This is a genomic window from Rhizobium johnstonii 3841 (assembly GCF_000009265.1).
Classification (GTDB): Bacteria; Pseudomonadota; Alphaproteobacteria; order Rhizobiales; family Rhizobiaceae; genus Rhizobium; species Rhizobium acaciae.
The window spans coordinates 3,748,385-3,766,988 of sequence record NC_008380.1 but is presented as its reverse complement, the minus strand read 5'-3'; the positions used below and the strand labels follow the sequence as shown (position 1 = coordinate 3,766,988).

The 18,604-nt window shown below is 61.9% G+C and carries 15 protein-coding genes and 1 pseudogene; 5 read left to right on the top strand and 11 right to left on the bottom strand.

Features of this window, described 5'->3' with window-relative positions; all coding sequences use genetic code 11:
* The gene (locus tag RL_RS18455) at positions 1–741 is read left to right on the top strand and encodes a metallophosphoesterase family protein (RefSeq protein ID WP_011653053.1); all 741 of its coding nucleotides are present in this window, start codon (positions 1–3) and stop codon (positions 739–741) included.
* Positions 742–876: 135 nt separating this feature from the next.
* Here RL_RS18455 and RL_RS18450 read toward each other — a convergent pair whose 3' ends face one another.
* The 6 genes from RL_RS18450 to puuD all read right to left on the bottom strand — a co-directional run bounded on the left by RL_RS18450 (position 877) and on the right by puuD (position 8,328).
* Complete coding sequence (locus RL_RS18450) at positions 877–2,580, bottom strand: flotillin family protein (RefSeq protein WP_011653052.1); 1,704 nt, start codon at positions 2,578–2,580, stop codon at positions 877–879.
* Positions 2,577–3,224: an OB-fold-containig protein gene (locus tag RL_RS18445; protein ID WP_011653051.1), complete on the bottom strand. Its 648-nt coding sequence runs from the start codon at positions 3,222–3,224 to the stop codon at positions 2,577–2,579. The genes RL_RS18450 and RL_RS18445 overlap by 4 nt, the downstream gene beginning before the upstream one ends.
* A gap of 4 nt (positions 3,225–3,228) precedes the next feature.
* Positions 3,229–4,386, bottom strand: coding sequence for a PspA/IM30 family protein (locus tag RL_RS18440; RefSeq protein WP_011653050.1), 1,158 nt, complete (start codon positions 4,384–4,386; stop codon positions 3,229–3,231).
* 130 nt (positions 4,387–4,516) lie between these two features.
* Positions 4,517–5,659 (bottom strand): alpha-hydroxy acid oxidase, encoded by a 1,143-nt coding sequence (locus RL_RS18435; RefSeq protein WP_011653049.1) that lies wholly within the window; start codon positions 5,657–5,659, stop codon positions 4,517–4,519.
* Between the two features lie 123 nt (positions 5,660–5,782).
* Positions 5,783–7,093 (bottom strand): guanine deaminase, encoded by a 1,311-nt coding sequence (gene guaD / locus RL_RS18430; protein WP_011653048.1) that lies wholly within the window; start codon positions 7,091–7,093, stop codon positions 5,783–5,785.
* Positions 7,090–8,328: a urate hydroxylase PuuD gene (gene puuD, locus RL_RS18425; protein WP_011653047.1), complete on the bottom strand. Its 1,239-nt coding sequence runs from the start codon at positions 8,326–8,328 to the stop codon at positions 7,090–7,092. Before puuD ends, guaD begins: the two co-directional genes overlap by 4 nt.
* A gap of 113 nt (positions 8,329–8,441) precedes the next feature.
* Here puuD and RL_RS37050 point away from each other — a divergent pair.
* Positions 8,442–9,230: pseudogene (locus RL_RS37050) on the top strand (Type 1 glutamine amidotransferase-like domain-containing protein).
* Positions 9,231–9,393: 163 nt separating this feature from the next.
* Positions 9,394–9,726: a hypothetical protein gene (locus tag RL_RS18410; protein WP_003541942.1), complete on the top strand. Its 333-nt coding sequence runs from the start codon at positions 9,394–9,396 to the stop codon at positions 9,724–9,726.
* Between the two features lie 87 nt (positions 9,727–9,813).
* Here RL_RS18410 and gcvA read toward each other — a convergent pair whose 3' ends face one another.
* The gene (gcvA, locus tag RL_RS18405; RefSeq protein WP_011653043.1) at positions 9,814–10,710 is read right to left on the bottom strand and encodes a transcriptional regulator GcvA; all 897 of its coding nucleotides are present in this window, start codon (positions 10,708–10,710) and stop codon (positions 9,814–9,816) included.
* 101 nt (positions 10,711–10,811) lie between these two features.
* On the opposite strand from gcvA, the gene RL_RS18400 reads away from it, so the two are divergent.
* Positions 10,812–11,003 (top strand): hypothetical protein, encoded by a 192-nt coding sequence (locus tag RL_RS18400; RefSeq protein WP_041936418.1) that lies wholly within the window; start codon positions 10,812–10,814, stop codon positions 11,001–11,003.
* Here the strand turns inward: RL_RS18400 and xdhC are convergent.
* The 4 genes from xdhC to RL_RS18380 form a co-directional block, all read right to left on the bottom strand.
* Positions 10,979–11,794, bottom strand: a complete 816-nt coding sequence (gene xdhC / locus RL_RS18395) for a xanthine dehydrogenase accessory protein XdhC (RefSeq protein ID WP_011653042.1) — start codon at positions 11,792–11,794, stop codon at positions 10,979–10,981. The genes RL_RS18400 and xdhC overlap by 25 nt on opposite strands.
* 296 nt (positions 11,795–12,090) lie before the next feature.
* A complete protein-coding gene (gene xdhB, locus RL_RS18390) occupies positions 12,091–14,430 on the bottom strand; it encodes a xanthine dehydrogenase molybdopterin binding subunit (RefSeq protein WP_011653041.1) in 2,340 nt (779 codons plus the stop codon).
* A 214-nt stretch (positions 14,431–14,644) separates the two neighbouring features.
* On the bottom strand, positions 14,645–16,111 hold the full coding sequence (gene xdhA / locus RL_RS18385; RefSeq protein WP_011653040.1) for a xanthine dehydrogenase small subunit: 1,467 nt from the start codon (positions 16,109–16,111) through the stop codon (positions 14,645–14,647).
* Between the two features lie 27 nt (positions 16,112–16,138).
* Positions 16,139–16,915: a 3-hydroxybutyrate dehydrogenase gene (locus RL_RS18380; protein WP_011653039.1), complete on the bottom strand. Its 777-nt coding sequence runs from the start codon at positions 16,913–16,915 to the stop codon at positions 16,139–16,141.
* A 157-nt stretch (positions 16,916–17,072) separates the two neighbouring features.
* Between RL_RS18380 and glpK the strand changes: the two genes are divergently transcribed.
* Positions 17,073–18,566, top strand: coding sequence for a glycerol kinase GlpK (glpK, locus tag RL_RS18375; protein WP_011653038.1), 1,494 nt, complete (start codon positions 17,073–17,075; stop codon positions 18,564–18,566).
* Positions 18,567–18,604: the final 38 nt, after the last annotated feature.

The window sequence follows — 18,604 nt, the reverse complement described above, 5'->3', positions numbered from 1 at the left end:
ATGCGGTTTGCGGCAATTGCCGACATTCACGGCAACCATCTGGCGCTCGAGGCGGTGCTTGCGGATATTCGTGCGCAGGAGGTCAATGAGATCGTCAATCTCGGCGATTTCTTCAGCGGCCCGCTCGAGGCCGGCAAGACGGCAGACTTGCTGATGCCGCTTAGCCTGACGTCGGTCCGTGGCAATCACGACCGCTATCTGATCGAGCAGGATCCGGCGGCAATGCATGCTTCGGATGCGGCCGCCTACGGTCAATTGTCGTCGTCTCATCTTGGTTGGATCCGAAACCTGCCGTTCGATAACATCTATCGCGAAGAGGTCTATCTCTGCCACGCGACGCCGAAGGACGACAATCGCTACTGGCTGGAATCGGTCTCGCCGGAGGGTGTCGTCTTCCTGAAACCGATCGAAGCGATCGAGGCGCTGGCCGAAGGCATCGACCTGCCGCTGATCCTCTGTGGCCACAGCCACATCCCCCGCGCTGTGCGCCTCTCCGACGGTCGCCTGATCGTCAATCCAGGCAGCGTTGGCTGCCCGGCCTATGACGACGAACTGCCTTATTATCACAAGGTGGAAGCCGGCCATCCGCTGGCGAGTTATGCCATTCTGGAAAAGGCGGCGGGTGGATGGACATGGCAGTTCCGAACCGTCGCCTATGACCATATGGCGATGTCGGCACTGGCCGCCGAAAGGGGCCGTGCCGACTGGGCAGGCGCGCTGGCAACGGGTTGGGTGAGATAGAGCATGATGCCGAAAAATGTGAGCAGTTTTCAGGCGACATCATGCTCTAACTATTTAATTTAGAACAGGATTCAGATTTTAGGCCGAACCGGCCTAAAGTCATCCTGTTCTGGTCCAGACCCGCTTGCGCGGCGATCAGTCCTTCTTTGGTGCCGGCTTTGCCGGGGCTGCAGCGGGCGTTGCAGGTCTTGCCGGTTTTGCGCCATCGAGATTTCCAAGAAGGGATGAGATGGCATCGTCGCCCTCGAAGCCGGCTTCCTTCAGCAATTTGTCGAGGATCGGTTTGTTCGCCTGGTAGGAGAGGAGCTGGCCGGCCAGTCCTTCGCCGAGCCCGATGCCATTTCCGCCGGCCGCACCGTTTCCGCGGCCGAGCATGCCGCCGGTGTCGAATATCCTGATATCGGAGATCTTCTCGATCGGCTTGACCGCCTCGGCGAGCGCCTGCGGAATGATGCGGATCCGTTCGCGGGTGATCTCGAACTCGATGATAGCAGAGCTCAACTTGTTGCGAGCGTCGTTGAGCAATGCCTCGCTCTCGGCCGCGGCCTTGCCGGTTTCGAGAATGCCCTTGGCCTTGATGATCGCCGCATCCGCCTCGGCGGTGGCGAGCGTCTTGATGGCCTCGGCCTGGTCGCTTGCCGCCTGTTTTTCGGCCTCGGCGCCGACGGTGACAGCAGTCGCTTCCGTCTCGGCCTTCTTGCGTGCGTCGATGACGGCAATCTGCTTTTCGCGTTCGGCAATCTCGATCGCCTTGGCGGTGCCCACCTTTTCTTCTGCCGCTATTGCCAGCGCGCGGGCCGTTTCCGCAGCCGCCTTCGCCTCGGATTCTTCACGGCTCTTGTTGGCAACGGCGATGGCGCTTTCCTGTGCCACGATCTGGAGGTCACGCTTGGCTTCGGTTTCGCGTTGCTGGACGGCGCGGGCGGCGTCGATGTTGGCGCTTTCGCGGGCCTGTTTGGCAGATGCCTCGCGTTCGGCGATCGCCTGTTCGGAAGCGATGCGGGCTTCCTCCTCGGCGCGTTTTGCGGCCTGCTCCTGCTGCGCGGTTTCGGCGCGTGTCGCCGCGGATTTGTTGGCGATGTCCCGTTCCTGGCTGAGTTCGGCTTCCCGCTTGGTCCGCTCGATGGTCAGCGATTGCTGGCGGGCCTCGAGATCCTTCTGGGCGATGGCGACTTCGGTGTCGCGAACGATCTCGTTTCGCTCCTTCTTGCGTCCCTCGGTGATGCGGGTCAATGCCGCAAGACCCTGCGCATCGAAGAAGTTGTTGGCGTTGAAATGCTTGATATCGGTCTGGTCGAGGCGTGTCAGCGACACGGATTCGAGTTCGAGGCCGTTCGACTGGAGGTCGGCGCCGACAGCTTCCTGCACGGCCTTGACGAAATCCATGCGCTGTTCCTGCAAAGCATCGAGGTTCATCGTCGCGGCCACCGAGCGAAGGCCGTCGACGAATTTCGCCTCGATCAGGATGCGGAGAGCCTCGGCGTCGTTGGTGCGGTTACCGAGTGTCTGAGCTGCAAGTGCAATCGAGGAGGCATCGGGTTTCACGCGCACATAGAATTCGGCGCCGATATCGACGCGCATGCGGTCCTTGGTGATCAGTGCATCGCCTTCGCCGCGGCGAACCTCGAGCCGCAGTGTCTTCAGGTTAACCCGGGCAGTCGAATGGAAGATCGGCAGGACGACCGAACCGCCGTCGAGCACGACCTTCTGGCCGCCGAGACCGGTGCGCACATAGGCCTCATCGCGGCTGGAGCGCGTGTAAAGAGAGGCGAGGACAAAACCGATGCCGAAGATCAGAACAATCCCAATGCCGGCTGGTAGAATAACGTCGTACATCATTGCTGCTCCCTCAAAGATTGATTGTCCGCATCGGTGGGGTCGACCGGCGCGGGAATGGCGATAAACACATTTGCCTTGTGATCGACGAGAAGAACCGAAGCGCCGATCGCGAGCGGACCTTCGCCCTTGGCGGCTCGGGCTCGAAGCACATGCCAGTTTCCATGCTGATCCTTGACGCGGACGCGGCCCGGCAGTCCCTGATCGAGCGGGCCGATCGAGACCTCGGCTGTCCGGCCGAGCAAGGCGTCGAGATCGACCGCATAGGTTTCGTCGTGCGGTACGATCCGCGCCACGGTTCTGCTCGATGCCCTGACCATGGGGATGGTTGCGAGCGCGGAAGGTATGACGGCTATCAAGCTTGGCAGCGGCGCCCAGAAGGCGTTGGCGACGGCTTGCAACGCAAAGCCCGTCATCGCGAAGAAGCCGAGCGTCAGCATCATGAGAATCAGCAGGGGAACACCGCCGAGATTGAGCCAGGAAAGGTAAGCCAGGATGCCGTCATGGCCATGAACCTCCGGCTTTCCCAGAAATTCCGTCATCGAAAAACCCATGACCATCGCGAGCATCTCGATCGCGGTCAGGCCGACAAGGATCGCTGCGGCGATGGCAAAGGGCGCACATTCAGGGGAGAAAAGGAGTGCCATCGCGTTATCGGTTATCCGCCTTGAAGCGTGCGAGCCGGGCTTCGATTGCCTGTTCGCGGTGCAGTCGGTCGAGTTCGTCCAATTCGGAACTGTGGCCATGCTCGCCAGCGGGAACTCCGGTCAGCCGCGAGACGGCTGCGGCAGCGCGGGCAGCATCTGCGCCCGGCGCGGACTGGCTATGACCGGTTGCGGCCTGTTCGGGATGCCGGGCAATGCTGCGCTTGAAATCGGCAAGGCGAGCGTCCGCCTCGCGGCGCGTGGCGAGCACGGCCTGCAAGGCTTTCTGGCCTTCGTCCAGCTGTTCCCTGGCATCGGCCAGCGCCTTATCCAGAGCTGCGATCTGGGATTCGAGATCGATCTGGCGGGCAACGCCGGCCTTTGCCAGGTCATCCCGCTGAGACGAGACAGCGAGGCGGATCTTCTGGTCGAGCGCGTTCAGGTCTTCGACGATTTCGTCCCTGCGGCTCTGGATGCGATATTCCTCGGCGCGCGCCTTGCCGAGATCGGTGCGGGCCTCATCCGCCGCTGCGTCGATCTCGCGGATCGCCTGTTCGATGACGGCGATCTTGTTGACGCCTTCCGCCTTGTCGACCGCCGCATTCGCGATGCCCGCGATCAGACGGCCCATACGTGAGAGAATGCCTTCGTTCGTCATGTTTTCCTCCATCCGAGCGGAATTCGGCGTAACGCCGATGTGAATCTCGTAGCGATCCTGGCCTGCAACGAGGTAGGCCGGAAAAATACTCTCCCATCCCCGTGAATAACCCGCGACATCGAAGGGCACGGCAACGCGTCCGTGCACCGTGGCGATCGTCAGGTCCGAGGGGCCTTTGATGGCGAAGAGCTTATCGTCGAGCGGCAGATGCGGCGGATCGGCGGTCGCGCCGCGATTGGCGGCGAAATCGCGAAGGCCGAGCGTGACCAGCCTTGCCGGCAGGCCCGTCTGCTCGCGGACAGTTTCATAGGCAAGGTCATGCAGCACGACGAGATTGGCGCCCGCCTTGTCGGCGACGCGGCTGGTCAGGATTTCGATCATCCTGAGATAGGCGGCAATGGTGTCGTCCAGCGCCTGCCGGGCATAGTCGTCAGGCGCCAGCGTGTAGCGCAGCAGCGATGGATGCGTTGTCTTGCCTGTGGTAGCCATAGGCAAAACATAAAGCACCGCTTTTGTGCTTTCAAGATGCGGCGCTAAAAATACAACCTAGTCTTAACGCGCAGTTAGAAAGACCGAGGGCAGCGTCCAGTATCGAGATATTTAGGGAGCCGTTGCTGCGTCCGTCGCTGGCGGCAGGTCACTGCCGCCCGTCGATGATCGACGAATTCACGTCGTTGATGTCGCGTTTGCCGCAGAGCGCCATGGTGATGTCCATCTCTTTGCGGATGATGCCGAGCGCCAGCGATACGCCTTCCTTGCCCATGGCGCCGAGGCCGTAGAGGAAGGGGCGGCCGATATAGGTACCCTTGGCGCCGAGCGCCACGGCCTTCAGCACGTCCTGGCCGGAGCGGATGCCGCCGTCGAGATGGACCTCGATACGGTCGCCGACGGCGTCGACGATCTTCGGCAGCATGCTGATCGATGAGGGGGCGCCGTCAAGCTGACGCCCGCCATGATTGGAGACGACGATCGCATCGGCGCCGGTGTCGACGGCCGCCCTCGCATCCTCCGGATCGAGTATGCCCTTGATGATCAGCGGGCCACCCCATTGTTCCTTGATCCAGGCGACATCCGCCCAGGACAGCCGCGGGTCGAACTGCTCGTGCGTCCATGCGGAGAGCGAGGCGATACTGGAGACATTCTTCGCATGGCCAACGATATTGCCGAAGGTGCGGCGCTTGGTCTGTAGCATGTCCAGGCACCAGAAGGGCCGGGTCGCCATCTGCCAGACATGTTTCGGGGTGAATTTCGGCGGCGCCGACAGGCCGTTGCGCAGGTCCTTGTGCCGCTGGCCGAGGATCTGCAGATCAGCGGTCAGCACCAGCGCCGAGCATCCGGCCGCCTTGGCGCGGTTGATGAGGTTGAGGACGAAATCCTTGTCCCTCATCACGTAGAGCTGGAACCAGAAGGGGCGCGTCGTCGCTGACGCCACGTCCTCGATCGAGCAGATGCTCATCGTCGAAAGCGTGAAGGGAACGCCGAACTCCTCGGCGGCGCGTGCCGCCAGCATCTCGCCATCTGCATGCTGCATGCCGGTCAGGCCGGTTGGCGCCAGCGCCACGGGCATCGACACTTTCTGGCCGATCATCGTCGTTTCCAGCGTGCGGTTGGTCATATCGACCATCACTCGCTGGCGCAGCTTGATCTGGCTGAAATCGCTCTCGTTGGCTGCATAGGTCGATTCCGTCCAGGCGCCTGAATCCGCATAGTCGAAAAACATCTTCGGCACACGGCGCTGTGCAAGCTTTTTCAGGTCGGCGATGGTGAGCGGAGCGGCCATGAATTGAACCTTCACATCTGAATGCGACTATCGGGCCATAACATGAATTTCGCGGGAACGTTACGGGAAATTGGCCGTGCCGTGCTGCTTTTCACGGTCCAAATTCGAGAGTAACAGGGCGTGTCAGCAAAGCCCCGCCTTCAACGCAACACCTGCCACATAGGTCTCGGCGATCGCCCGGTCGTCGCCCATCGTCTGCAGCAGGAAGAGTTCCTCGGGCAGCGTCTTCACCACTTCCATCTTCAGCGCCATGGCGGGTGTCGCCGTTGCATCGAGAACGACGAGATCGGCCTCGGTGCCGGGTTCCAGCGTGCCGATCCGGTCCGCCAGCGACAGGGCCTCGGCATTGCCACGCGTCATCAGGTAATAGCTTTCCAGCGGATTCAGCCGTTCGCCGAGCAACTGCTGGATCTTGTAGGCTTCGTCCATCGTCCGCAGCATCGAATAGCTGGAACCGCCACCGATATCGGTCGCCACGCCGATCCGGACCGGCTTTTCCCGCCGCGCCAGTGCCTTCAGCGGAAACAGGCCTGAGCCGAGGAAGAGGTTCGAGGTCGGGCAGTGGACGGCGACGGCGCCCGCCTCGCTCATCGCGTCGGCCTCGCGCTCGGACAGGTGTATGCAATGGCCGAAGAGGCTTTTTCGCCCGAGCAGGCCGTATCGGGCATAGATGTCGGTATAGTCGATCGCGTCGGGATAGAGCTCGCAGGTAAATCTGATTTCGTCGTGATTTTCCGAAAGATGCGTCTGGATGTGCAGGTCGGGAAATTCGCGGGCAAGGGCTGATGTCGCTTCCATCTGCGCCGGTGTCGAGGTGATGGCGAAGCGCGGGGTGATGGCGACGTGGTTGCGGCCCTTGCCGTGCCAGTCCGATATCACCTGGCGGGTCTCGTCATAGCCCATCTCGGGTGTGTCGAGCAGGCCCTGCGGGGCATTGCGGTCCATCATCACCTTGCCGCCGACCATGCGCATATTGCGCCTCATCGCCTCGGCGAAGAAGGCGTCGGCCGAGGTCTTGTGCACGGAGCAATAGGCGACCGCCGTCGTCGTGCCGTGGCGGATCAACTCGTCGTAGAAATGCGTGGCGATCCTGTCTGCATGCGCGCTTTCGACGAAACGGCATTCCTCGGGAAAGGTATAGGTATTCAGCCATTCGAGCAGGTTGGCGGCGTAGGAGGCAATCACCTGCATCTGTGGAAAATGCAGGTGCATGTCGATGAAGCCCGGCATGATAAGATGCGGGCGGTGGTCGATCTCGACCGTGTCTTCCGCTGCTTTTGCCTTGACGTCCGCATAGAGGCCGATTGCCGTGATCAGCCCATCTTCGACCAGCAGGCCGCCATCCTCTTCGTAAAGATAGCTTTGGCTGTCGGCGAGGCTTAGCGGCGCGCGGTGAAAGGAAAGCAGGCGGCCGCGCAGGAGTGTCGTCGTCATTGTTTCTTGCCTTCGACTGCGCTCTCGAACCAGGCGACCAGCAGCTTGCGTTCGTCCGGCGTGATGTCGGTGATGTTGCCGGGCGGCATGGCATGGCTGCGGCCCGCCTGTATATAGATCTCGCGGGCATGGGCGGCGATTTCCGCGTCGTTTTCGAGCATCACGCCATTGGGCGGCCGCACGATACCCTCATAGACCGGCTCGGCCGCGTGGCACATGGAACAGCGCGTCGAGACCAGTTGCTTGACGGCGGGGAAATGCGGATCGCCGGCGAATTGCTGGAAGGCGGGCGCGACCGCCGCCGCATCGGTTTCGCCGGTGAGCAGCTTCGGCACGGTCGAAAGCCACATGATCAGAATGAAGAGAATGATGGTGACGATCCAGGTCCAGGTCGGCCGGCCCTTCCTGGCATGCGTGGTGTTGAACCAGTGGCGGATGGTGACGCCCATCAGGAAGACCAGAGCCGCGATCACCCAGTTGAACTGCGTACCGAAGGACAGCGGATAATGGTTCGACAGCATGAAGAAGATGACGGGCAGCGTCAGGTAGTTATTGTGTAGCGAACGCTGCTTGGCGACCTGCCCATATTTGGGATCTGGAACCCGTCCGGCGATAAGGTCGGCGACGACGATCTTCTGGTTCGGAATGATGATCATGAAGACGTTGGCCGACATGATCGTCGCGGTGAAGGCGCCGAGATGCAGGAATGCGGCGCGGCCGGTGAAGAGCTGCGTATAGCCCCAGGCCATTAAGACGAGCACGACATAGAGCACCGCCATCAGCCCCCAGGTGTTCCGCCCGAGCGGCGACTTGCAGAGCAGATCGTAGACGAGCCAGCCGAGGGCAAGCGACCCTAGCGAGATCAGGATCGCGACGGTCGGACTGATATCCAGCACGTGGCGATCGATCAGGAAGAGGTCGGCGCCGCCGTAATAGACGATGCACAGCATCAGGAAGCCGGATATCCAGGTGAAATAGCTCTCGTATTTGAACCAGGTCAGGTGCTCCGGCATCTGGGCGGGCGCCACCAGATATTTCTGGATATGATAGAAGCCGCCGCCATGGACCTGCCATTCCTCGCCATAGGCGCCGGGTGGCAGATGCGGGCGTTTCACCAGTCCGAGATCGAGCGCGATGAAATAAAAGGACGATCCGATCCAGGCGATCGCGGTAATGACATGGAACCAGCGCGCCGCGAAGGCGAGCCATTCCCATGCTATGGCATATTCATACATCGAGTTCCCCTATCTTCCTCCGACTCGTGACATTGCGGAAATTTTGGCGGGGAGGGAAGAGGAGATTGTAGGACCACACGCTCAATCGCTGACGCGGCCAAAGGAGCAATGGAATGATCACCGCACTCTACAGCGATCAGGTCATCGCCGAAAACGCGCCGATGGACCGCCAGCTTGCCGCGCTCGTCCTCGCGCGCGGAAACCGCATCGGCTATATTGCATCCGGTCCGGACCCGCAGCGCGCGTTTTTCGATGAGAAACAGCGTTACTATGCGAAATACGGGCTTGTTCTCGATCTCTTCGTCGATCTCGACGCGCTTTCCGGTGACGAGGAGATCAACCGGCTGTTCTCCTGCGACGCCATCCATCTTTCCGGTGGGCATACTACAGCGCCGCGCGTCTTTTTAGACGCGCTAAGGACGCTGTAGTACTTTGAATTGCTGCATAATTTTATCCTTAAATCGGTTCCGATTTAAGAATTATGCAGCGGCGATTTTCTGAGACGGTTGCGCAGAAACGGCATGCTGGACAAGCTGCGCTCATGGGCATTGGACGACGGCATTCTCGTCGGAACCAGCGCCGGGGCGATTTTGATGACGCCGACAATCGCCGTCGACGCGCTCTTTTCCGGCGGTTCGCCTGATGCGGTGCAGGATGGCGCGGCTCTTGATCTCCTACCCTTCGAATTCTTCCCGCATCTGAACGACGATCCCGGCTATCTCTCCGCGCTGTTGCGCTACAGCGAGACGACGGCAACCCCCATTCTCACATGCCGGGACGGCGAAGGTCTCATCCTCGGCAACGGGCTCGTCGAGATCTTCGGCGCTCCGCTGACGATTTCCGGCGGTTTTGCCGAAGCTGCCGATCGCGGCCGCATCGCCGATCTGCTGTCGCGTGCCTAAAAGCTGCCGAGAAGGCTGTGCATTATCTCTGCCTTATGCCCGATCTGCTAATTCAGCAGACCTTGAACTACGACGACTCGCTTACAGTTATTTTGCAGGCCGCCGGAATAAAATAAGAACCGTTGGATCATCGGCGGCGCATTCATCGACGGAGAAGATGCCCATGCGCAGCATTCTGACGTGTGTGATGATTGCGTATGCGTCGTTGGCGATGGCTCACGACGCACCCTCGGGGTGGAGTTATGACCCCTATTGTTGCAACGGCAACAGTCATAATGGCGATTGCCAAATGATCCCTTCGAAAAGCGTGGCGGTGACGCCAGGCGGATATCGAGTGACGCTGATGCCGGGCGACCACCGGCTGGTCACGCATGCTCATGTCTTCCTGCTGCCGATGACGAAGGCGATGCAATCCGGCGACAACGACTATCATCTCTGTCTGTTCCCGAACGAGGATACGCCGCGCTGTTTCTATGCGCCGGAAATGGGATTTTGAAGCCGAGCAACAGGACCGGACCCGGCTCACGAACCGGGTCCGGCATGTCGTTGTCCGAAAATGGCTGCACATTTTAGGTGACATGCATCAATTTCCGGCTGCCTTCATCTCTTCGAGGATCCAGTTGCGGAAGGCCTTGATCTTGGGCACGTTGCGACGGTTTTCCGGGTAGACGAGCCAGTAGGCCTTGCCGTCGCTGCGGGTCAGCTCGAAGGGTTGATAGAGCCGGCCGAGCGCGATCTCGGCCGCATAGAAGGCAGGATGAAGGATGGCGACGCCATGGCCGGCGATCGCCGCATCGGCTTCCACTGCCTGAGAGCCAAGCTGGTTGCGCGGGCGCCGATCGAGATCCGTTTCCGTGACCCCGGCAGCCTCGAACCATTGTTTCCACCAGATGTCGCCGGCGTCGAAGAGATCGAAGTTCAGGAGATCGCGCGGCTCCCTGATGCCGCCTGCCGCCTCCGCCAGCTTCGGGCTCAGCATTGGCGTGAACTCCAGGCCCATCAGCCGGTGCAGCGCCAGCCCCGGCCAGTTGCCGTCGCCCCAGCGGATGCCGACATCGATCTGCTCGCGAGCGAAGTCGATGATATCCGAACTCGCCTGAAAGCGCACTGCGATGGCCGGATGTTTCAAGTGGAAGGAGCCAAGGCGCGGCGCCAGCCACTTCGAGGCGAAGGTATGGGTCGAACTGATGGCGAGCGTGCCTTCGACGCTGTCGCGCGCCGTCGCCATCGCGTCGTGCAGCATGGCGAAAGCTTCGGTCACCTTCGGCGCCAGCCGCTCGCCGGTGTCTGTCAGTGCGATCTGGCGGGGACGGCGCAGGAAGAGCGGCTCGCCGACATTCTCCTCCAGCAGCTTGATCTGATAGCTGACGGCGGTCTGCGTCATGCCGAGTTCGTCGCCCGCCTTGGTGAAACTTCCGAGCCGGGCAGCGGCCTCGAAGACACGCAACGCATTCAGCGGGAATTGTTTGGAGAGTTTCATGGATAAGTTCTCTTGATGCAGGCAGACGGTTGTTCGATTGGAATTGCAGCACTTTTGACCGCAAACTGCAACTCATACCATCAAACCATCGAGGTGATGTCATGGATTGCTATGTTAGCGAACAGAGCCCGCCGCAGCAGACCATCGGAATTTTTCGGCGCATCGGCGGTCGGCTGGCGCGGATCTGGCGCATGCCCGGCCTCGATCTCGACACGGCGCCCGATCGCGTCAAGCGCGATCTCGGTTTCCTGGACGGACGCGATCCCTATTACGAAGACGAGCGCATGCGGTAGGCGCCAAGCGCCGTCAGGATCTCGGCGGCGGTCATGGCGGCGATCACTTCAGGACGCTTGTCCCTGACCGCTGCGCCGCCGATCGGCAGCGTCAACCGCTTGAGCCAGCCACGCTCGCCGCCGCCTTCACGAGAAAGCCAGCTGGCGAAGGTGGCGCGCTTGGTCGCCGAGCCGATCATGCCGGCATAGGCGAGATCCGTTCTTTCCAGCGCTTCGCGGGCGATGAGGAAATCCAGCGCGTGGTCGTGCGTCAGGATGACGACCACGCCGCCAGCCCGAATATCCTTCACCAGCGCTTCGGGCATCGGCATGAGCCGCGTCTTCGTCTCGGGAGGCAGGTTGGCCAGTTCCTCCTGCCGCGTCTCGACGACGGTCACCGACAGTGGCAGCGGCGCAAGGGCCGTTGCCAGCGCCCGGCCGACATGGCCGGCGCCGAAGAGATAGACCTCGGGCAGGCGCTCGATCTCACTGGTTAGCCTTGCCTCGATTTCCTCGGCAACCGGCTGCGTCACCCGGCGAAACCGCAATTGCGTGCGCCCACCGCAGCACTGGCCGATATCAGGGCCGAGCGGGATATCCATCTCCGCCATCCCGCCGGTTCCCGCCAATATGTCCCGCGCGTTGGCGAGCGCCATGAACTCGAATTGGCCGCCGCCGATCGTGCCCCACATTGCAGTTTGCGATACCAGCATGAAGGTACCGGCCTCACGTGGGGTCGAGCCCTGTGTGCCGGTGATGTCGATCAGGATCGCGTCGGGGTGGGCGGTGAGGAAGGGGAGGATGTCGGTCATCGGTGGATGGTCGATGCGTTGGTAGGTGTGTCACCCCCCTCTGTCCTGCCGGACATCTCCCCCACAAGGGGGGAGATCGGTATGAGGCAGCGGCGGCCTCCCGGAACAGAGAAGTCGTAGCGTAGAGTCGGACTTTGGTGATGCAGCGGCAGGGTTGCGAGGCGCAGTGCATACCGTCTTGCTGATCTCCCCCCTTGTGGGGGAGATGTCCGGCAGGACAGAGGGGGGTATCGCTCACTCCAAACTCTCTGCCCGTCCTGCTCAACCAACAAACGAGCCGGACGCGTTTCCATCTCCTACACCCGCTTCATCCGCTCGACCGCCATCAGCACCCGTTCCGGCGTCGCCGGAGCGTCGAGCCTCGGGCAGACCTTGTAATCCGCGACACTCGCGACCGCCATCGACAGTGCTTCCAGCACCGAGATCGCCAGCATGAAGGGTGGTTCGCCGACGGCCTTGGAGCGGCCGATGGTGGCCTCAGTGTTCTCGGACCATTCGGCAAGGCGCACGTTGAAGATCTTCGGGCGGTCGGAGGCGAGTGGGATCTTGTAGGTCGAGGGAGCATGGGTGCGCAGCCGGCCCTTGTCGTCCCACCAGAGTTCTTCCGTCGTCAGCCAGCCCAGTCCCTGCACGAAGGCGCCTTCGACCTGGCCCAAATCGATCGCCGGGTTCAGCGATCGGCCGACATCGTGGAGGATGTCGGTGCGGTCGATCAGATATTCGCCGGTCAGCGTGTCGATCGAAACCTCGGTGCAGGAGGCGCCGTAGGCGAAATAATAGAAGGGCGTGCCGCGGCCGGCCTTGCGGTCCCAGTGGATCTTCGGCGTCTTGTAGAAGCCGGCGGCGGAAAGCTGGACGCGGGCGAAATAGGCCTGCTTGATGAAATCGGGGAAGGGGATCTCGATCTCGCCGACGCGCACGCGGTTCGGCAGGAAGACGACGTCGGCGGGTCCAACATCCCATTTCTCGGCGGCAAAGGCGACCAGCCGTTCCTTGATCTGGCGGGCGGCGTCGTAGGCGGCCATGCCGTTCAAGTCCGAGCCGGAGGAGGCGGCGGTGGCCGAGGTGTTGGGCACCTTGGCCGTCGTCGTCGCAGTGATCTTCACCCTGTCGATATCGACCTGGAAGCTGTCGGCCAGCACCTGCGCCACCTTGGTATAGAGGCCCTGGCCCATTTCGGTGCCGCCATGGTTCAGATGGATCGAGCCGTCCTGGTAGATGTGGACGAGGGCGCCCGCCTGGTTGAAGGCGGTCATGGTGAAGGAGATGCCGAATTTCACCGGCGTCAGGGCGATGCCTTTTCTTATGTAGCGGCTGTCGCGGTTGAAGGCGATGATGGCGTTGCGCCGCGCCCGGTATTCGGCCGTTTCCTCCAGCTCCTCGACGATGCGGTCAATGATATTGTCCTCAATCTCCTGATGGTAGGGGGTGAGTGTGCGCTCCGAACCCGGCTGGCCGTAGAAATTCAGTTTGCGGACATCGAGCGGATCCTTGCCAAGGGCATAGGCGATCTCCTCGATGAAGCGTTCGGCGCCGAGCATGCCCTGCGGCCCGCCGAAACCGCGGAAGGCGGTGTTGGAGACGGTGTGCGTCTTCAACGGCTTCGAGGTCAGATGCACATGCGGATAGAAATAGCTGGAATCGGCATGGAAGAGGGCACGGTCGGTCACCGGTCCCGAGAGGTCGGAGGAGAAACCGCAGCGCGCCGCATAGGTAGCGTCGACCGCATGGATGCGGCCTTCGGCGTCGAAGCCGAGTTCGTAATCGACGAGGAAATCGTGGCGCTTGCCGGTGGCGCTCATATCCTCGTCGCGATCAGGGCGGAATTTGATCGCGCGGCCGAGCTTCTTGGCGGCGATCGCCGCAAGTGCTGCGAACTGATTGCCCTGCGTCTCCTTGCCGCCGAAGCCGCCGCCCATGCGGCGCACATTGACGGTCACGGCGTTCGAAGGAATATCGAGCACGTGGCCGACGATGTGCTGGATCTCGCTTGGATGCTGTGTCGAAGACCAGACAGTGACCTCGTCGTCCTCGCCTGGGATCGCCACGGCGATATGGCCTTCGAGGTAGAAATGCTCCTGTCCGCCGATGCGCATCTGACCTTTCAGATGCATGGCGGCATTCGTCATTTCCGTTTCCGGCTCGCCGCGGTGCAGCGTCATCGGGGTGATGACCAGCGGGCTTCCATTGGCGAGCGCGCCGTCGATATCGCTCCAGTGCGGCAGGTCACGATAGTCGATCTTTGCCAGCAGCGCGGCGCGGCGGGCGGCATCACGCGTCTCGGCGATGACGGCAAAGATCGGCTGGCCGTGGAACTGAACTAAAGTTTCGGCCAGTAGCGGCTCGTCATGGCTGCCGTTGGAGCTGACGTCGTTGACCCCGGGCACGTCCTTGCCAGTGAAAACCCAGACGACGCCGGGATAGGCGGCGACCGCGGAAAGGTCGATGCCGAGGATTTCGGCATGCGCCCGGTCGGAGAGGCCGAGGGCACCATGCAGCAGACCTGCGGGTTCTGGAATATCGTCGATATAATCGGCGGTTCCGGTGACGTGCTTATGCGCTGAATCATGCCGCAGCGAGCCGTGCATCGGGCCGGCGATGATGGCCTTGCGGTCTTCGAAGGTGGATTTGTCCATTAGCGGCGTCCTCTACGGCCGGCACCGTTTTGACGGCGGCCCCTCATCCGGCTGCCGCCACCTTCTCCCCGCTTGCGGGGAGAAGGGATATGCTGCGCCGTCTCCGTTCCTCGCCACCTCTCGCAGGGCACGTCCCCTCTCCCCGCAGGCGGGGAGAGGGTTAGGGTGAGGGGCGATGTGGTGACTGTGGGTGGCCAGTTAGCGAAACAAACCATCATGCCACCTCCTCAAACCGCTTCAGCTCCGCCGGCGCTCCAACCGTTTCCAGATAGAACCGCGTCAGCAGGTTCTTCGCCGTCAACTGGCGGTATTCGGCCGAGGCGCGCCAGTCGGTCAGCGGCTGGTAGTCGGCGTCGAAGGCAGGGCGGGCTGCCTCGATCGTCGCTTCCGTCCATGGTTTGCCGATCAGCGCGGCCTCCACCGTGCGGGCGCGTTTCGGCGTTGCCGCCATGCCGCCGAAGGCGATGCGGATGCCGGTGATCATTTCGGCCTCGTCGAGCGTCAGCAGGAAGGCGCCGAGCACGGCAGTGATGTCCTCGTCGCGGCGCTTGGTGATCTTGTAGGCGGCAAAGCGGCTGGCTGCTGCCGGATAGGGCACGAAGACGCTCTCGACGAATTCGCCGGGCTTCCGATCCTGCTTGCCATAGGCGATGAAGAAATCCTCGAGCGGCATTCTGCGCTGGCCCTCCAGGGACCGCAGCGTCAGCGTCGCGCCGAGTGCGATCAGCGGCGGCGGGCTGTCGCCGATGGGCGAGCCGTTGGCGATGTTGCCGCCGATCGTGCCCATGTTGCGCACCTGCTCGCCGCCGATGCGATCGATCAACCGGCCGAACGCCGGGATTTTCTGAGAAATCGCCTCGAAGGCCTTGGTGTAGCTGACGCCGGCGCCGATGGTGACGCCATCCTCACCTTCCGTAACCGACTGCAATTCGCTCAAATGATTTATGAATACGACCGGGCTCAGCCAGCGCATCTGCTTCGTCACCCAGAGGCCGACATCGGTCGCGCCGGCGACGATAATTGCGTCGGGTTCCTGCGAAAGGACCTCGGCCAGCGCCTGGATAGAAGCCGGCACGATCAGCCGGTCTTCGCCATTCGCAATCCTGATCGTGCCACTCGCCTGCATTGCCCAAAGCCGCGCGACGATTTCAGAGCGCGTCCGTTCCAGCGGATCGAAGAGCGTGCTCGGCCGCATCAGGCTCACCTGCTCGGCGGCCTTGACGATCGGCTCGTAGCCCGTGCAGCGACAGAGATTGCCTTGCAGCGCCTTTTCGATTTCCTGGCGGCTCGGCTTTTCCTTGGCGAGCCAGAGACCATAAAGTGACATGACGAAGCCCGGGGTACAGAAGCCGCATTGCGAGCCGTGGCAATCGACCAGTGCCTGCTGCACTGGATGCAGCGCGCCGTCCCTGCCGGCCAGATGCTCGACCGTTACCACATGGGTGGCGTGTAAAGAGCCGATGAAACGGATACAGGCATTGACGGATTCATAGGCGAGCTTGCCGTCCGCCAACCGGCCGACGAGTACGGTGCAGGCGCCGCAATCGCCCTCCGCGCATCCTTCTTTGGTGCCCGTCAGGCGTCGCTTCAACCGCAGAAAATCGAGAAGCGTCTCGGTTGGCCTGACATCGGTGAGCGCGATGTCCTCGCCATTCAGGATGAAGCGGATACTGTCGTTCATGATATTCCCGGTTGTTTTTCCAAATGGTTAAGCCGCCGTCCAGCCACCGTCAATCGAGATATGCGTTCCGGTCACTTGCCGGGCCGCGTCGCTGGCAAGGTAGAGCGATAGCGCGCCGATTTCCTCGGCCTTGACGAATTCATGCGTCGGCTGCGCCTTGAGGATGACCTCGCTCTTTACCTGTTCCTCGGTCATGCCGCGCGCCTTGGCTGTATCCGGTATCTGCTTCTCGACGAGCGGCGTCAGCACGTAGCCGGGGCAGATGGCGTTCACGGTTACGCCGAATTCGGCAAGTTCCAGCGCCGCCGTCTTGGTCAGGCCCAATATACCATGTTTTGCCGCGACATAGGCGGATTTGAAGGGGGAGGCAACGAGCCCGTGGGCGGAGGCGATGTTGATGATGCGGCCGTACTTTTTCGCCTTCATCAGCGGGATCGCGGCGCGCATGGTATGGAAGGAGCTCGACAGATTGATCGCGATGATCTGGTCCCATTTCTCGATCGGGAAATCCTCGATCTTCTCGACATGCTGGATGCCGGCATTGTTGACCAGGACATCGACGGTGCCGAAGGTCTTCGCCGCCGTTTCGATCAGGTCGGCGATCTCGGCGGGCTTCGTCATGTCGGCCGGATGATAGAGCGCCCGGCCTTTGGACAATGATTCAAGCCGTTCGACGATCGCCTTGATTTCATCGGCCTTTCCGAAACCGTTGATGACGATGTTGTCGCCCGTTTCGGCGAAGGCAGTGGCGATCGCAAGGCCGATGCCGCTGGTGGAACCGGTGACGACGACTGTTCTGCTCATGCTGTTCTCCCTGAAATCGCGATGCTGCGTTGCAGCGTTGGCTGCGAAGGTATGCCCAAAGCCGGCGGGCTGGCAATTCCGCTTTATTCGCTTTTCTCGCCCGCATCCGTGTCCTATTGATTTGGTTCGACAATTGACATGCTGAGGGAGGGTTTTCATGAGCGGATATGTTCTGGCAATCGATCAGGGAACGACGTCAACGCGGGCGATCGTCTTTGATGGCGACATGCATGTCGCCGGCAAAGGCCAGAAGGAATTCACCCAGATCTATCCGCGCTCCGGCTGGGTCGAGCATGATCCCGAAGAGATCTGGGATTCGGTCGTCTCCACCGTTCATATGGCGCTGCGCGATGCGAAGATCGAGGCGAAAGATGTAGCAGCGCTTGGCATCACCAACCAGCGCGAGACCGTCGTCGTCTGGGAGCGCGAAACGGGCCGGCCGATCCAGAATGCCATCGTCTGGCAGGACCGGCGTACGGCAAGCTATTGCGACAATTTGAAACGGCAGGATCTCGAGCGGCTGTTCACGAAGAAGACCGGGCTGATCCTCGATCCCTATTTTTCCGGCACCAAGCTCTCCTGGATGCTGGCTAACGTGAAGGGCGCGCGGGCGCGCGCCGCCAGGGGCGATCTCTGCTTCGGCACGATCGACACCTTCCTGATCTGGCGGCTGACGGGTGGCAAGAGCTTCGTCACCGATGCCACCAACGCCTCGCGCACGCTGATGTACAACATCGCCGAAAATGCGTGGGACGACGATCTGCTCGATATTCTGAGGGTCCCCGCCGCCATGCTGCCGGAGGTCAAGGATTGCGCCGCTGATTTCGGCACGGTCGATCCTGATATTTTCGGTGCGGCTATCCCGATCCTCGGCGTGGCCGGCGACCAGCAGGCAGCGACCATCGGCCAGGCGTGTTTTGCGCCGGGCATGATGAAATCAACCTACGGCACCGGCTGTTTCGCGCTGCTCAATACCGGCGCCGATATGGTGCGGTCCAAAAACCGGCTGTTGACCACCATTGCCTACCGCCTGAACGGCGAGACGACCTATGCGCTGGAAGGTTCGATCTTCATCGCCGGCGCCGCGGTGCAATGGCTGCGGGACGGGCTCGGCATCATCGGCAGCGCGGCGGAGACCAACGCGCTTGCCGAAAGGGCCGATCCGACGCAAGAGGTCTATCTCGTGCCCGCCTTCACCGGCCTCGGCGCACCGCATTGGGATGCCAAGGCGCGCGGCGCGATCTTCGGGCTGACGCGCAACAGCGGGCCGGCGGAATTCTCCCGGGCGGCATTGGAAGCTGTCTGCTACCAGACCCGCGATCTGCTCGACGCCATGCAGAAGGACTGGAAGAACGGCACCGAGGACACGGTGCTGCGCGTCGACGGCGGCATGGTCGCCTCTAACTGGACGATGCAGCGCCTTGCCGACCTGCTCGATGCCCCGGTCGACCGCCCGGTCATTCTCGAGACGACGGCGCTGGGGGCTGCCTGGCTCGCCGGCAGCCGGGCAGGGGTGTGGCCGGACCGGGGCGGTTTTTCGGCGACCTGGAAACGCGATCGGCGATTCGAGCCCGACATGGACGAGAAGGTGCGGGCGGCGAAGCTCAGGGGCTGGAAGAATGCTGTCCGGCGAACACTGAGCGAGGGGTAGAGGCGATGAGAACCGCGTCGTAGCCCCGCTCGTTTCCG

Excerpts from the sequence above, each read along its gene's own strand:
- glpK (WP_011653038.1), top strand. The coding sequence starts at position 17,073 with ATGAGCGGATATGTTCTGGCAATCGATCAGGGAACGACGTCAACGCGG.
- xdhC (WP_011653042.1), bottom strand. The coding sequence starts at position 11,794 with ATGACCGACATCCTCCCCTTCCTCACCGCCCACCCCGACGCGATCCTG.
- RL_RS18410 (WP_003541942.1), top strand. The coding sequence starts at position 9,394 with ATGCGCAGCATTCTGACGTGTGTGATGATTGCGTATGCGTCGTTGGCG.
- RL_RS18400 (WP_041936418.1), top strand. The coding sequence starts at position 10,812 with ATGGATTGCTATGTTAGCGAACAGAGCCCGCCGCAGCAGACCATCGGA.
- RL_RS18445 (WP_011653051.1), bottom strand. The coding sequence starts at position 3,224 with ATGGCACTCCTTTTCTCCCCTGAATGTGCGCCCTTTGCCATCGCCGCA.
- RL_RS18435 (WP_011653049.1), bottom strand. The coding sequence starts at position 5,659 with ATGGCCGCTCCGCTCACCATCGCCGACCTGAAAAAGCTTGCACAGCGC.
- guaD (WP_011653048.1), bottom strand. The coding sequence starts at position 7,093 with ATGACGACGACACTCCTGCGCGGCCGCCTGCTTTCCTTTCACCGCGCG.
- RL_RS18450 (WP_011653052.1), bottom strand. The coding sequence starts at position 2,580 with ATGATGTACGACGTTATTCTACCAGCCGGCATTGGGATTGTTCTGATC.
- xdhB (WP_011653041.1), bottom strand. The coding sequence starts at position 14,430 with ATGGACAAATCCACCTTCGAAGACCGCAAGGCCATCATCGCCGGCCCG.
- RL_RS18380 (WP_011653039.1), bottom strand. The coding sequence starts at position 16,915 with ATGAGCAGAACAGTCGTCGTCACCGGTTCCACCAGCGGCATCGGCCTT.
- gcvA (WP_011653043.1), bottom strand. The coding sequence starts at position 10,710 with ATGAAACTCTCCAAACAATTCCCGCTGAATGCGTTGCGTGTCTTCGAG.
- xdhA (WP_011653040.1), bottom strand. The coding sequence starts at position 16,111 with ATGAACGACAGTATCCGCTTCATCCTGAATGGCGAGGACATCGCGCTC.
- puuD (WP_011653047.1), bottom strand. The coding sequence starts at position 8,328 with ATGTATGAATATGCCATAGCATGGGAATGGCTCGCCTTCGCGGCGCGC.
- RL_RS18455 (WP_011653053.1), top strand. The coding sequence starts at position 1 with ATGCGGTTTGCGGCAATTGCCGACATTCACGGCAACCATCTGGCGCTC.